General features: G+C 34.5%; 14 protein-coding genes. 9 read left to right on the plus strand and 5 right to left on the minus strand.

Going from position 1 to position 12,774, the window contains the following annotated elements; translation table 11 throughout:
• Positions 1-262 precede the first annotated feature (262 nt).
• Positions 263-1,411, minus strand: coding sequence for a cysteine desulfurase family protein (locus RLT85_RS03770; protein WP_311400697.1), 1,149 nt, complete (start codon positions 1,409-1,411; stop codon positions 263-265).
• 107 nt (positions 1,412-1,518) lie between these two features.
• On the opposite strand from RLT85_RS03770, the gene RLT85_RS03775 reads away from it, so the two are divergent.
• Entirely contained in the window at positions 1,519-2,490 is a 972-nt protein-coding gene (locus RLT85_RS03775; protein WP_311400698.1) for a hypothetical protein, read from the plus strand.
• Between the two features lie 3 nt (positions 2,491-2,493).
• Here RLT85_RS03775 and RLT85_RS03780 read toward each other — a convergent pair whose 3' ends face one another.
• Positions 2,494-3,024: a Smr/MutS family protein gene (locus RLT85_RS03780; RefSeq protein WP_311400699.1), complete on the minus strand. Its 531-nt coding sequence runs from the start codon at positions 3,022-3,024 to the stop codon at positions 2,494-2,496.
• Entirely contained in the window at positions 3,017-3,211 is a 195-nt protein-coding gene (locus RLT85_RS03785; protein WP_311400700.1) for a hypothetical protein, read from the minus strand. Before RLT85_RS03785 ends, RLT85_RS03780 begins: the two co-directional genes overlap by 8 nt.
• A gap of 103 nt (positions 3,212-3,314) precedes the next feature.
• Between RLT85_RS03785 and RLT85_RS03790 the strand changes: the two genes are divergently transcribed.
• Genes RLT85_RS03790 through RLT85_RS03800 form a run of 3 tightly spaced genes read left to right on the plus strand, consistent with a single transcriptional unit; the run spans position 3,315 to position 5,878 of the window.
• Positions 3,315-5,219 carry a T9SS type A sorting domain-containing protein gene (locus RLT85_RS03790; protein WP_311400701.1) on the plus strand — a complete coding sequence of 635 codons (1,905 nt, stop codon included), beginning with the start codon at positions 3,315-3,317 and terminating at the stop codon, positions 5,217-5,219.
• Between the two features lie 9 nt (positions 5,220-5,228).
• Positions 5,229-5,504 (plus strand): DUF2752 domain-containing protein, encoded by a 276-nt coding sequence (locus RLT85_RS03795; protein ID WP_311400702.1) that lies wholly within the window; start codon positions 5,229-5,231, stop codon positions 5,502-5,504.
• A 38-nt stretch (positions 5,505-5,542) separates the two neighbouring features.
• Positions 5,543-5,878: a CCC motif membrane protein gene (locus RLT85_RS03800; RefSeq protein WP_311400703.1), complete on the plus strand. Its 336-nt coding sequence runs from the start codon at positions 5,543-5,545 to the stop codon at positions 5,876-5,878.
• An 82-nt stretch (positions 5,879-5,960) separates the two neighbouring features.
• Here RLT85_RS03800 and rocD read toward each other — a convergent pair whose 3' ends face one another.
• On the minus strand, positions 5,961-7,211 hold the full coding sequence (gene rocD, locus RLT85_RS03805) for an ornithine--oxo-acid transaminase (protein WP_311400704.1): 1,251 nt from the start codon (positions 7,209-7,211) through the stop codon (positions 5,961-5,963).
• A 140-nt stretch (positions 7,212-7,351) separates the two neighbouring features.
• Between rocD and rlmD the strand changes: the two genes are divergently transcribed.
• From rlmD to RLT85_RS03820, 3 genes are read left to right on the plus strand one after another with little or no spacing between them, the layout of a single operon-like run.
• Positions 7,352-8,767, plus strand: a complete 1,416-nt coding sequence (gene rlmD, locus RLT85_RS03810) for a 23S rRNA (uracil(1939)-C(5))-methyltransferase RlmD (RefSeq protein WP_311400705.1) — start codon at positions 7,352-7,354, stop codon at positions 8,765-8,767.
• Positions 8,764-9,291, plus strand: a complete 528-nt coding sequence (locus RLT85_RS03815) for a DUF6452 family protein (protein ID WP_311400706.1) — start codon at positions 8,764-8,766, stop codon at positions 9,289-9,291. The genes rlmD and RLT85_RS03815 overlap by 4 nt, the downstream gene beginning before the upstream one ends.
• A complete protein-coding gene (locus tag RLT85_RS03820) occupies positions 9,257-9,985 on the plus strand; it encodes a DUF6048 family protein (RefSeq protein WP_311400707.1) in 729 nt (242 codons plus the stop codon). The genes RLT85_RS03815 and RLT85_RS03820 overlap by 35 nt, the downstream gene beginning before the upstream one ends.
• 121 nt (positions 9,986-10,106) lie before the next feature.
• Here RLT85_RS03820 and RLT85_RS03825 read toward each other — a convergent pair whose 3' ends face one another.
• Positions 10,107-11,267 carry a THUMP domain-containing class I SAM-dependent RNA methyltransferase gene (locus RLT85_RS03825; RefSeq protein ID WP_311400927.1) on the minus strand — a complete coding sequence of 387 codons (1,161 nt, stop codon included), beginning with the start codon at positions 11,265-11,267 and terminating at the stop codon, positions 10,107-10,109.
• 43 nt (positions 11,268-11,310) lie between these two features.
• Between RLT85_RS03825 and RLT85_RS03830 the strand changes: the two genes are divergently transcribed.
• Both RLT85_RS03830 and RLT85_RS03835 read left to right on the plus strand, forming a co-directional pair.
• A complete protein-coding gene (locus RLT85_RS03830) occupies positions 11,311-12,048 on the plus strand; it encodes a class I SAM-dependent methyltransferase (RefSeq protein WP_311400708.1) in 738 nt (245 codons plus the stop codon).
• Entirely contained in the window at positions 12,045-12,710 is a 666-nt protein-coding gene (locus tag RLT85_RS03835) for a ZIP family metal transporter (protein WP_311400709.1), read from the plus strand. The genes RLT85_RS03830 and RLT85_RS03835 overlap by 4 nt, the downstream gene beginning before the upstream one ends.
• Positions 12,711-12,774 lie beyond the last annotated feature (64 nt).

The following is a 12,774-nucleotide window of genomic DNA, read 5'->3' on the forward strand; positions in this document are numbered from 1 at the left end:
TTTATCCTTTACTTACGTTTTCGATAGTATTTTGGAGTTCGAGATTTATTATAAACGGTATTGCTGTGATAGCAAAGTCTCAAAATGAAAGTCACGTTTCAAGCCCGTAATAGTTAAGGTAAAAATTTGAGTATAAGTAAACCAGCTAGTAAGCAACATAAAAAACACATCTACTCCTCTATTTCTAATAGAACAGAAAAATTTTAAGTATACATGGAATCATATCCGCAAAGGAAAAAATATATATCTAAAAAAATGAGATTTACTTGGTTACAAATTGTTTTAATACACCCACCACATAATCTAATTCTTCTTTCGTATTGAAGCTAGAAAAAGAGAACCTAACGGAAGGTTTGTCTAAATCTTCTTTAGATAAAATAGCGTTTAAAACGTGAGATCCTTTATCGCTACCACTTTGGCAAGCACTTCCTTTAGAGCAAGCAATCCCGTTTAGATCTAATTGAAACAATAACATTGCCGCTTTGTCATTAGAAACAGGCAAGCAAACATTCACCAGTGTATAGGTGCTATCTACCATATTAGAGCAACCGCCATTAAATTTTACACCCGGAATTTCCTTTTCCAGTTGCTCCATAAAATATGTTTTCAGGTCTTCAGTATAAGGCTTTTCTGCACTTAAATTTTTATATGAGATATCTAAAGCTTCGGCAAGACCTACAATATTATGTACACTTTCAGTTCCTGCACGGTAACCACGCTCCTGCTCTCCTCCAAAGATTAAAGGCTTAAGTCCGCTGTTTTTCTTCACATAAGCAAAGCCGACTCCTTTTGGACCATGAAATTTATGAGCGCTTACTGCGGTAAAATCTACAGGCAAATTTTGTAAGTCCATCTCAAAATGTCCAATAGACTGTACGGTATCGCTATGAAATAACGCATCGTGCTCGTGACATAAATCTCCTACTTTTTGCAAGTCTAGAATATTCCCTACTTCATTATTCACGTGCATTAAACTCACCAAAGTCTTATCTTTACTTTGTTTTAAAAGAGAGGTTAGATGCTCCAAATCTATACTTCCGCATTCTTTTAAATCTACATATTCTACGACAATGTCATAACATCTTTGTAGCTGATTTACGGTGTATAATACCGCGTGGTGTTCTATTTTTGAAGTGATAATTCTCTTTACTCCCAAATCTCTTACGGCACTGTTTAAGGCTAGATTATCTGCCTCTGTCCCGCCAGAAGTAAAAATAATTTCGGCCGCAGTAACATTTAAATGTTTTGCCACCGTTTTACGTGCATTTTCAATATATGATTTTGCCGATCGTCCAAAAGCGTGTGTAGAGGAAGGATTACCAAAACTCTCTTTCATCACTTCGGTCATCTTTTCAATCACCTCTGGTCTCATCTGGGTGGTAGCGGCACTATCTAAATATACTTTTTTCATAAAAATGGGTCTTCAAATTGTTTTGCAAAACTAGTCATTTTAAATTATTCTTTATAATCTTAGGGCTAATTTGATGATTAGATTATTTTTGTGCGAAATTGAGAGTTATGAAAAAAGTATTTTGGTTGGGTATCGTGTTGGTTGGCTTATTTTCTTCTTGTGATGATGGCGACCTTATAGTTACTAATTTTGATTTTGACGAAGAAACGAATCTGCAGTTTTGCTCTACGGAAACAGAAACAGTCATTTTTGCTATTGAAACAGACCCCAACGAAACTATTTTCTTCAAATTTAACGATGGCACTTTTACGGGAAGTTTTGAAGGTATCGCTTTAGAAAACACACTTACGTATCCTATAAATGAAACGAATCAAATTATTTACCGAAGCTTAAGTGGACCTATAAGCGCAAACTATTTTTGTAACACCATCCCGCCTACCCAAAGTAATGTGCAAGAAGAATATATTTCTACCAATGGCGGTAACGTAAAAATTATTACCACCGTAAATTTATCTGGCGATGAAAATGCCGATAGCGATTCAGATGGCGTAAGTGATACTTTGGAAGGACGATATGAAACTCCGCCAAGAGATACCGACGGCGATGGAATTCCAGATTATTTAGATAAAGATGACGATAACGATAATGTGTTAACGCAGGTAGAAAACAATCTTTCTAACCAACCTATGTTTGAAAACACCTATCCTGATACAGATGAAGATGGGATTCCTAATTATTTGGATGACGATGATGACGGTGACGAAATTTTAACTAGAAATGAAGACCTTAATGCCGCCGATAATGTGACGCCAGAAAATCCTGATTTTGATTTAAACCCTTCTGATGATGACACCAATCAAAATGGAATTGCTAATTATTTGGATCTTTTGGATATAGGCTCTTTAGAAGTGAATCAATTTAAAGCAAATGAGTTATCACGAAGCTTTACTACCTTGGTTATTGCAGAAAATATTTCTTTAAAGAACACGAGTAGCGCTGAAGTAATTACGCTAGAAACCTTAATTTTAGGAAGGTTACAAACTACTAAAACAGTCGTTGTAGAGCCAGAGATAGAATAAAGTTTAACCTTGAGTTATAAAAACTTCTGTAGCGCCGTATCCATATTTTTTTGGATCGGCTTCGTAATAATTGATTTGATCGTATCTCCCAAAGAGTGTGTTTAATTCGGCTTTTAAGACGCCTTCCCCTATGCCATGAATAAATACGAGTTTTTGAATCCGATTTTTTATAGCGTGTTCCAATCTATGCCGAGCGGTATCCATTTGAATATTTAGCATATCAAAATTATCTAGATGTCTTCTGTCGGTCAATTTTTCAATATGTAAATCTATTTCTATAGCAGGAATACCTTTTTCTCGTTTTTTTCTAACGCCTTTGGGTTTTTTCTTTACGTATTTTTCTTTTAAAGCATTTTTGATGTCTTCTTCCTTAACGGAAATCTCATCGGTATTCGTTTTTACCACTTCCGAGACATCGAAACGCATCACAAAGCCATCTTCCGTTTCCATGTAGATTTGATTATCTTCTATATTTTGCACATATCCAGCAATAGCTTCGTCTAATACTTCTACGTAATCTCCTATTTTAATCATGCTCTTCCTCTTTAGTCCCTTTAGATTTTATTCCCGTATTTAAACCATACAGTCCCAACATCAAAAATACAATGCCTAAGATTTTTAAAGCCAATATTTCTTCTTCTTGGCTCATCGTATAGATTAACATCACTCCCCCTATTAGGATACAGAAATAACTAAAACGTTGAAAATTAGACTTTGACATAAACGATAAATACTAATAAAAAAAGAGCTAAAGATATAATTTTTATCTCATTTTTTTTTCAATAATTAACATTAAAACACTATTTTTGTCCAAATACATGACTATGAAATATATTTCTACTTTCTTTTGCTTCTTTATAGCAGCAACCACCTTTGCTCAATTAACGGTTAAACCCACAAATACACAAGACAGTGATAATTATGTATATGTAGATGGAACGGTGCTCTTTGTAAAGCAGCAGACTAATCTAATTAAAAATAATGATACTCTAAAAGCTAGTCTGTACTTAAGAAATGAAGCTCAACTTATACAAGCAACAGATGCTACTTCTAATAATACAGGTAATGGGGTTATGTCTGTCTTTCAAGAAGGCACCTCAGATAATTTTGAATATAACTATTGGTCATCCCCTGTAGGAATACCCGTAGCACAACCTGGTAATGCTGCTTTTGGTGCAGGTTCTTTAAAAGTTCCTCAGGATAGATTAATAAGTACTTCTATTACGGATATGAATTACAATGGAGACGACGGGACTGCATCTCCTTTTAAAATTGCTAAAAAATGGATTAATACATATGTCATTGATATAAATGACTATGCCAATTGGACACAAGTGCAATTTGAGCGAACTATTAATGCAGGAGAAGGCTTTACCATGAAAGGAACTAGCGGAACAGATCCAACAACCGTACATGGAGTTCAAAATAACCCCGGTAGTGCACAGCGCTATGATTTTAGAGGTCGCCCTCATAATGGATCCGTAACGCCAACCCTATTGGCTCCAAACGACATTGCATTAGTAGGGAATCCTTATCCATCTGCCCTAGATCTTAATTATTTTCTTTTAGAAAACTCTGGTTCTGGTACTTTAACCACTGCTTGTAATGTCTCAGGAATTCCTATTATTAAAAAGAATTCCACTTCAGGAATTGCCTATTTTTGGGACATGGATAAAACAGTAGATTCACACAACCTCAACGAGTATAACGGTGGTTATGGAGCTTATTCACCTAATAACGATTGTAGTGGTATGGGAACATATGTCCCTCCTACCTTTTTTAGATATAATGATAATGGGGAGATCGTAAATAGTGGAAACCAACAAGCTGAAGGAGACACTCAATACAGACGATTTTTACCTATTGCACAAGGTTTCTTTGTAAAGGCACCTGCTATGACTGGGGCAGAAATATTATCAGTTAGTTTTAGTAATAGACATAGGGTGTTTGTAAAAGAAGGAGTTGCAAACCAATCTTACTTTGACAGACCTACTAGCGAAAGTTATTTAGCTATAAATGAAAATTTAGTGATTAGTAATAATGTATTACCTAAATTAAGATTAAATATCGCTTTTGATGATTTATATACAAGACAACTTGCTTTAGCTTTTAACGATAATGCTTCTCCCGCTATAGAACCCGCTATGGATGCTATTAATCTTGATGGCATTTCATCTGATGCTGGTTTTTTACACCAAGGCGATAGTTACATTATTGATACTAGACCTTTTGATATCGAAGACAGACTACCACTTTATTTAAACCTTTCTTCTCAAAGAGATTTGTCTTTTAGAATTAACAATTTTGAGAATTTTGATACAGAAAATGTTTATATCTACGATAAGCAAACGGAAGAATACCATTCTGTAAAAGATACTTATTTTTATATTTCATTACCTGCTGGTGATTATTCTGATAGATTTGAGCTTACGTTTAAAAACACAAATGAAGATTTAGAAGTTTCTGAAGAGATTGCTTCTAGCTTTGATGTTTTTCAAAACAATACCAATGCACAATTATCTATCTCAAATCCTTTGCAAATAGACTTAAATTCTATTGAAGTTTTTGATATGACTGGTAAGAGAATTTTATCAAGTATGAATTTAAATACACAATCTCAGTATACATATCCTACTTCCAAATTTGCTCAAGGAGTTTATGTAGTAAGAATTACAACTAAAGATAATATTTCAACCACTAAGAAAATAAGTATTTTTAAAGGTAGATAAATCATCACTATGGAAGAATATATGCTTCCTTGTATTACCAAACAGCTCTTTCACTTCCCCTGCCCTGGCTGCGGAGGTCAAAGAGCTTTTCTCATGGTATTGCAAGCAGATTTTACAGGTGCTTTCTTGATGTATCCCGCCATTTATCCATTACTTATATTTGGGTTATTAATCTTCATCAATTACCTAAAACCTATCAAATGGTATAGTAAAACAGTTTCTTATGTAGCTTTTATTTCTGTTTTTTTCGTTTTAATTAGTTACGGAATTAAAATCTTTCATTAATTTTTCTATATTTAAAAACTAATTTAAACCAACTTATTATGAATCAAAAATTACCAAATGCAACATTAGCGCTCATTTTAGCAATTATCTCGTACATTGCATGTTGCATAAGTTCTGGCCTAGGCGGCGTAATACTTGCTATTATCGCTTTGATATTGGCTAATAAAGACCGTAAAACGTATTCACTGCAACCAGAAAACTATGACAACTACAGTCAGGTAAAAACAGCAAGAATTCTAGCTATTATAAGTTTAGTCTTATCTGGATTAATACTTCTTACCTCTCTTGGAGCTCTTCTTTTCTTCGGAAGTATAGAAGGAATTGAGAACTGGGCAGAAGAAATTCAAAGGCAACAAATGGAAGCTGCTCAATAAGCAGTTTCTTTTGACACCAAATAAAAAACTCCGAAACGAAAGTTTCGGAGTTTTTTTGTATTTATACCTAAAGATAAATCACTTAGATTTTATCTTCAAACGTTTTAAGTGTTTTGGTGATAATAGAAACACAATCCATCAATTGATCTTTTGTAATTACTAATGGCGGTGCGAAACGAATAATGTTTCCATGGGTTGGTTTTGCCAACAATCCATTTTCTTTTAATGCCATACAAATATCCCAAGCAGTGGAGCTATCTTCTGTATCGTTAATTACGATAGCATTTAAGAGTCCTTTTCCTCTTACAAGGTTAACTACGTTAGAGGAGTCAATGAATGCATTCATTTCATCTCTAAATAACTGCCCCATTTTCTCGGCGTTGTCTGCTAGGTTTTCGTCCTTAATTACTTCTAAAGCTGCAATAGCAACTTCACAAGCAACAGGGTTTCCTCCAAAAGTAGAACCGTGCTGTCCTGGTTGAATCACATCCATTACTTCATTATTTGCCAATACAGCAGACACAGGATAAACTCCGCCAGAAATAGCTTTTCCAAGCGTTACAATATCTGGTTTTACGTTTTCGTGATCTACAGCCAATAGTTTTCCTGTCCTAGCAATACCAGTTTGGATTTCATCAGCTATAAAAAGTACATTATGCTTTTCACACAATGCTTTCGCTTTCTTCAAGTAACCTTCAGAAGGAACAAAAACTCCTGCTTCTCCTTGAATAGGTTCAACTAAAAAACCTGCGATATTTTTATTACTATTTAATGTTTTCTCCAATGCATCAAGATCATCATAAGCTACTTTTAAAAATCCTGGTGTATAAGGACCAAAGTTTTTACGTGCTCCTTCGTCATTACTAAAAGAGATTACGGTTGTTGTACGACCGTGAAAGTTATTTTCAGCAACAATGATTTGTGCTTCATTTTCAGGAATTCCTTTTCTTTCATACGCCCATTTTCTACAAATCTTAATGGCCGTTTCTACTGCCTCTGCTCCAGTATTCATTGGAAGTAACTTATCAAAACCAAAATACTCTGTCGCAAATTTTTCATACTTTCCTAAAACGTCATTGTAAAAAGCTCGAGAGGTTAAGGTTAAAGTTTCTGCCTGTTTAGTCATCGCTCCAACAATTCTTGGGTGACAATGACCTTGATTTACAGCTGAGTAAGCCGAAAGAAAATCATAATATTTTTTATCTTCTACATCCCAAACATAAACACCATCACCTTTTTTTAATACAACTGGTAAAGGATGGTAATTATGAGCTCCATGTTTATCTTCTAGAGCGATTGCTTCTTTGGATGATTTAATTTCTACAACTGACATGCTAATTTTTTTTTCAATTTTAACTTCTTCGATTCCTTCTTAATGGGGAGAAATCACCCATTTTATGCAAGTTGGCAAAATACTAAATGTTTAGCACTTTTGTCAACTTCAACTTCATAAATTCTTCTTATTTTTGCGCTATGGCAAGAAGAAAAAAGAACAAAATATCCTTTGAAGCATTAGATGTTATTGATGCTGGGGCTAAAGGAAAAGCAATAGCGAAAGCTCCAGATGGGAGAGTCGTATTTATAGACAATGCAGTACCAGGCGATGTCGCAGATATACAAACCACACAAAAAAGAAAGTCCTATTACAAAGGTAGCGCTACTCATTTTCATACCTTTTCAGACAGAAGAACAGAACCTGTTTGTCAACACTTTGGCACTTGCGGAGGCTGCAAATGGCAAAATATGGAATATGATTCTCAGCTTTATTTTAAACAGAAAGAAGTAGAGAATAACTTAATACGTTTAGGAAAAATAGAACTTCCAGAAATCACTCCCATTTTAGGAAGCAAAGAAATTTATTTTTACCGAAATAAAATGGAATTCTCCTTTAGTGATAGCCGTTGGTTGACGCTAGACGAGATTAAAAGCGATATCAATATTGCAGATAAAAATGCACTCGGGTTTCACATTCCTGGTATGTGGGATAAGATTTTAGACATCATGAAATGTCATTTACAAGAAGATCCTAGCAATGCTTTAAGAAATGAAATTAGAGATTTTGCTACGGTAGAAAATATTCCGTTTTTTAACGCAAGAAAACAAGAAGGCCTTTTGCGTACACTAATGATTAGAACTTCCTCTACTGGAGAAATTATGGTCTTGGTACAGTTTTTTTATGAAGATAAAGCCAAACGAGAACTATTACTTAATTTTATAGCAAGAAAATTTCCAGAGGTAACCTCCTTACTCTATGTGGTTAATGAAAAAGGAAACGATACCATCTACGATCAAGAAGTGGTTTGCTTTAAAGGAAGAGACCATATTTTTGAAGAGATGGAAGGTTTAAAGTTTAAAATCAATGCTAAATCTTTCTACCAAACCAATTCCGCGCAAGCCTATGAATTGTATAAAATCACTAGAGACTTTGCCGATTTAAGCGGAGATGAATTGGTCTACGATTTATATACAGGAACGGGAACCATCGCTCAATTTGTAGCTAAAAAAGCCAAAAAAGTGATTGGTGTAGAAGCCGTACCCGAAGCGATTGAAGATGCTAAGAAAAACGCCGAATCTAATAACATCACCAACACCGAGTTTTTTGTTGGCGATATGAAGAAGGTCTTTACCCAAGATTTTATCAACACTCACGGTCATCCAGATGTTATTATCACCGATCCTCCACGAGATGGAATGCATAAAGATGTAGTGGCTCAAATTATTAATATTTTACCTAAACGCATTGTATATGTAAGTTGTAATTCGGCTACACAAGCGAGAGATTTGTCTTTATTAGATGAGCACTACAAAGTGACCAAAACCCAAGCGGTAGATATGTTTCCACAAACACATCACGTAGAAAATGTAGTTTGCCTAGAACTAAGATCATGATAAAAAATACACTTTTTTTATTATTTATGAGTTTTCTGCTCCTATCGGGATGTCAAAAAGACGATATTTGTGCAGAAACAACTCCCACTACTCCGCATTTAGTAATTAAATTTCTAGATAATGAAAATCCTTTAAACACTAAAGCGGTTACTAATTTACAAGTGAAAGAGGAGAATACGATGGAAGATTATTTCGAGACTCCTGTTTCAGATACGCTGATTAAAATTCCGTTAAGAACCACAGAAAATTTCACCAATTACACTTTTACCATAAATACCCCCTTAGATCCCGATGCTGAAATTGAAGCAAATGATCCACTTCCTAACGAAGATCAACTTCAGTTTAATTATGCCAAGGTGGCAGAATACGTAGGACGCGCTTGTGGGTATAAAACTCAATTCTTAGCTTTTGAAGCGAGCAGAGTAAATGAGGTTGGCAACACCAATTGGGTAAAAAATATAGAAGTACTACAACCTAATGATATCACCAATGAATTTGACACGCACCTCTATATTTATCATTAGTTTTCTAGGTTTTGCTTTGGGCTCTTTACAAGCTCAAAATTTAGCTACCCAAGATTCTATTGCGATAAAAGAAAAGTTTGGAATACGCGTGGGCGCCGACCTTAGTAAGGCCATCACCAGTATTATTGATGAGAGCTATAAAGGCTTTGAAATCATAGGCGATTACCGTGTATATGAAGATTTTTACGCTGCCGCGGAAATAGGCATCGAAGAAAAGCATTACACCGAACCTTACCTTGATGGAACTGCCAATGGTTCTTACATAAAAATTGGTGCTAATTATAATGCGTATAAAAATTGGCTCGATATGCAAAATGAGATCTTTGTAGGCGTACGTTACGGTTTTGCCAGTTTTTCTCAAACCTTAAATAAATTTGCCATCTACTCTAACGACACTTACTTTCCTGTAGACATTAGAGAAACCAACCAAGAATTTAAATCTTTAAACGCAAGCTGGGGAGAAGTACAAGCTGGATTAAAAACCGAAGTTTTAAATAATATATTTTTAAGTGTACACGTACAATTAAAAGTAATGATTAGCGATAAAAAACCAGATAATTATGACAATCTCTACATCCCTGGCTTTCATAGAACCTACGGCGAAAGCTCTATTGGTGTAGGTTGGGGTTATTCTTTATCTTATTTGATTCCTGTGGTTAAGAAGACTAAAATGCAGAAAATATCAAAAGATTAAAATTACTTTCTTCTATATAGCTAGTTTTGTTAAATTAGAAAAAATCGTTTGAGTTCACTTCATAAAAAAAGTGGAAAACCTTAGCCTTCCACTTCCCTATAAAATTTTACGAATACATTCTTTATTTCATTTTATGCACCTTCTTTGTTCCCTCATAAATCTCATATTTTAAGAAACGAGATTCTAACTTTCCGTTAAACATCTTAATTTTTCTAGAAGGTCGTAAACCTACATTTTTAATTGCTTCTAGATTAGATACGATAAACCAAGCTTGGGTGCCTGGATAATTTCGCTTCAACGTATTACCAATATCTTTATAAAACTCTTCTAGATTCAATAATTCTAATCGCTCCCCGTAAGGCGGATTAAAAACCATATGTAAATGCCCTTCGGTATTTTTTTCGGTTTGGAAGAAATCTTGTTGTTCTACTTGTATGAATTCCGTTAAGTTAGCATTTTCTATATTGTCTAAAGCTTTATGAATGGCAGACGGTGCTTTATCATAGCCAATAATTTTATGGTCAAATCCCCGAATTTTATTCAGTAGAGAAGCTTCTATTTTTTCAAATAAATCTACATCCCAATCTTTCCATTTTTCAAAACCAAACTCTTTTTTATTCAAATTAGGTGGTATGTTACACGCAATCATTGCCGCTTCTATTAAAATGGTTCCACTTCCACACATGGGATCCATAAAATCTGATAACCCATCCCAGCCACTCATCAATAACATTCCTGCTGCCAAAACTTCATTGATAGGAGCAATATTAGTAGCGGTTTTATATCCTCTTTTGTGTAAAGATTGCCCAGAACTATCTAACGAAATGGTACAAAAGGTATCTTCAATATGCACGTTAATACGCAAATCTGGAAAATCTAAGTCAACACTAGGTCTAAAACCAGTGGTATTCCTAAATAAATCTACAATGGCATCTTTGGTTTTTAACGCGATAAACTTACTGTGCGTAAAACGAGAAGAATGCACGGTAGCATCAATCGCTAAAGTACCTTTATTCTCTAAGTACGCTGGCCAATCCATGGCGTAAATCTTTTTGTAGAGATCTTCTTCAGAATCAATTCTAAAAGTTTGAATAGGTTTTAAGATTTTAATCGCGGTGCGCAAACCCAAGTTGGCCTTGTACATAAAGCCTTTATCTCCAATGAAACTAACGTTTCTCACGCCTTCCTTTACATCTATTGCACCTAAGTTTTTTAACTCTTTTGCTAATATAGGCTCAAATCCGTAAAGAGTTTTCGCCACCATTTTATAATTATTTTCCATATAAAAGTTCTCTTGCTGCAAAAATACATTATTTTTGCAGGCTATGAGAAAAGATACTACAAAATGGTACACCTCTTGGTTTGACACCAAATACTACCATATTTTATATAAAGACAGAGGTTATGAAGAAGCAGAAGATTTTATGCGAAATCTCACCTCTTTTCTTCAGTTAAAAAAAGGATCCTCCATTTTAGATTTAGCTTGTGGGAAAGGGAGACATTCCGTTTACTTGCATCAACTAGGTTATAAAGTAACTGGCGTAGACCTTTCTCCAAACAGCATACAAGAAGCCCAAAAATCTGAAAAGGAAGACCTTCGTTTTGAAGTACATGATATGTGTTTGCCCTTAACGGAAAAATTTGATGGCGTATTTAACCTGTTTACCAGTTTTGGATATTTTGAAGATGAAGAAGATAATTTAAGAACCATAAAAGCTATAAAAGAGGAACTCGAACCTAATGGCTATGGTGTCATCGACTTTATGAATGTGCACGAGGTGATTAAAAATTTGGTGCCACAAAACACGCAAAGCATTCAAGGCATCGACTTTTATTTAAAGCGTTATGTGGAGAATGGTTATATTTATAAAGACATTCAGTTTAGAGATGAAGACAAAGAGTTTAAATTTCAGGAAAAAGTAAAAGCCATCACTTTATCACAATTTAAAACCTACTTTGAAGAAGCAGGTTTACAAATAAAAAATCTCTTTGGAGATTACCATTTAAACGAATTTCACCTAGAAAATTCTCCTAGGCTTATTCTAATTTTTGAGCACGCATGAGTTTAATTTTACCCATTATTGCGGTTGTCATTGGTTTATTGATTGCCTATTTTCTAAAAGCCAATTCTACTTCGGTGAAATTGCTACTCTCTTTTAGTGGTGCTTTTTTATTATCGATTACCGTATTTGAATTTATCCCTAAAGTATATGGCGATTACCATAAACTAATCGGTGTGTTTACCATGTTGGGGATTTTGCTCCAAATTTTCTTAGAGTTTCTTTCTAGAGGCGCAGAGCACGGACATTTACATCATCATGAAGACACGCAACGTTTCCCTGTTTTACTCTTTGTAAGTTTATGTATTCATTCCTTATTGGAAGGTTATCCCTTGCACGGAAATGATCATTTATTATGGGGCGTAGTAATTCATAAAGTCCCAATTGCTATCATTATCGCGTCTTTTCTCATCCATTCTCAACTTTCTAAAACCAAAGTCATTCTTTTTTTACTCGTTTTTGCGATGATGACTCCTATAGGAAGTTTAATACATAAATATTTTTCTTTCTTAACGGAATATGAAATTTATATTGAAGCTATGGTAATTGGTGTTTTCTTACACGTTTCTACTACCATTTTGTTTGAATCTTCTAAGAATCATCAATTCAACATCTCTAAAGTGTTAATGATTATACTAGGAGTCGTAGTTGCTTACTTTTTATGATTTTCACCTGTCGGTATTACCGTTTGAGAGATTTTAGGTGCTTACTTTTATTTTGACGTAAACG

The organism is Mesonia ostreae, from assembly GCF_031845265.1.
Taxonomy (GTDB): Bacteria; Bacteroidota; Bacteroidia; order Flavobacteriales; family Flavobacteriaceae; genus Mesonia; species Mesonia ostreae.

Bases quoted from the DNA above. Each gene is read 5' to 3' on its own strand.
- RLT85_RS03770 (WP_311400697.1), bottom strand. From the start codon at position 1,411: ATGAAAAAAGTATATTTAGATAGTGCCGCTACCACCCAGATGAGACCA.
- RLT85_RS03775 (WP_311400698.1), top strand. From the start codon at position 1,519: ATGAAAAAAGTATTTTGGTTGGGTATCGTGTTGGTTGGCTTATTTTCT.
- RLT85_RS03780 (WP_311400699.1), bottom strand. From the start codon at position 3,024: ATGATTAAAATAGGAGATTACGTAGAAGTATTAGACGAAGCTATTGCT.
- RLT85_RS03785 (WP_311400700.1), bottom strand. From the start codon at position 3,211: ATGTCAAAGTCTAATTTTCAACGTTTTAGTTATTTCTGTATCCTAATA.
- RLT85_RS03790 (WP_311400701.1), top strand. From the start codon at position 3,315: ATGAAATATATTTCTACTTTCTTTTGCTTCTTTATAGCAGCAACCACC.
- RLT85_RS03795 (WP_311400702.1), top strand. From the start codon at position 5,229: ATGGAAGAATATATGCTTCCTTGTATTACCAAACAGCTCTTTCACTTC.
- RLT85_RS03800 (WP_311400703.1), top strand. From the start codon at position 5,543: ATGAATCAAAAATTACCAAATGCAACATTAGCGCTCATTTTAGCAATT.
- rocD (WP_311400704.1), bottom strand. From the start codon at position 7,211: ATGTCAGTTGTAGAAATTAAATCATCCAAAGAAGCAATCGCTCTAGAA.
- rlmD (WP_311400705.1), top strand. From the start codon at position 7,352: ATGGCAAGAAGAAAAAAGAACAAAATATCCTTTGAAGCATTAGATGTT.
- RLT85_RS03815 (WP_311400706.1), top strand. From the start codon at position 8,764: ATGATAAAAAATACACTTTTTTTATTATTTATGAGTTTTCTGCTCCTA.
- RLT85_RS03820 (WP_311400707.1), top strand. From the start codon at position 9,257: ATGAATTTGACACGCACCTCTATATTTATCATTAGTTTTCTAGGTTTT.
- RLT85_RS03825 (WP_311400927.1), bottom strand. From the start codon at position 11,267: ATGGAAAATAATTATAAAATGGTGGCGAAAACTCTTTACGGATTTGAG.
- RLT85_RS03830 (WP_311400708.1), top strand. From the start codon at position 11,311: ATGAGAAAAGATACTACAAAATGGTACACCTCTTGGTTTGACACCAAA.
- RLT85_RS03835 (WP_311400709.1), top strand. From the start codon at position 12,045: ATGAGTTTAATTTTACCCATTATTGCGGTTGTCATTGGTTTATTGATT.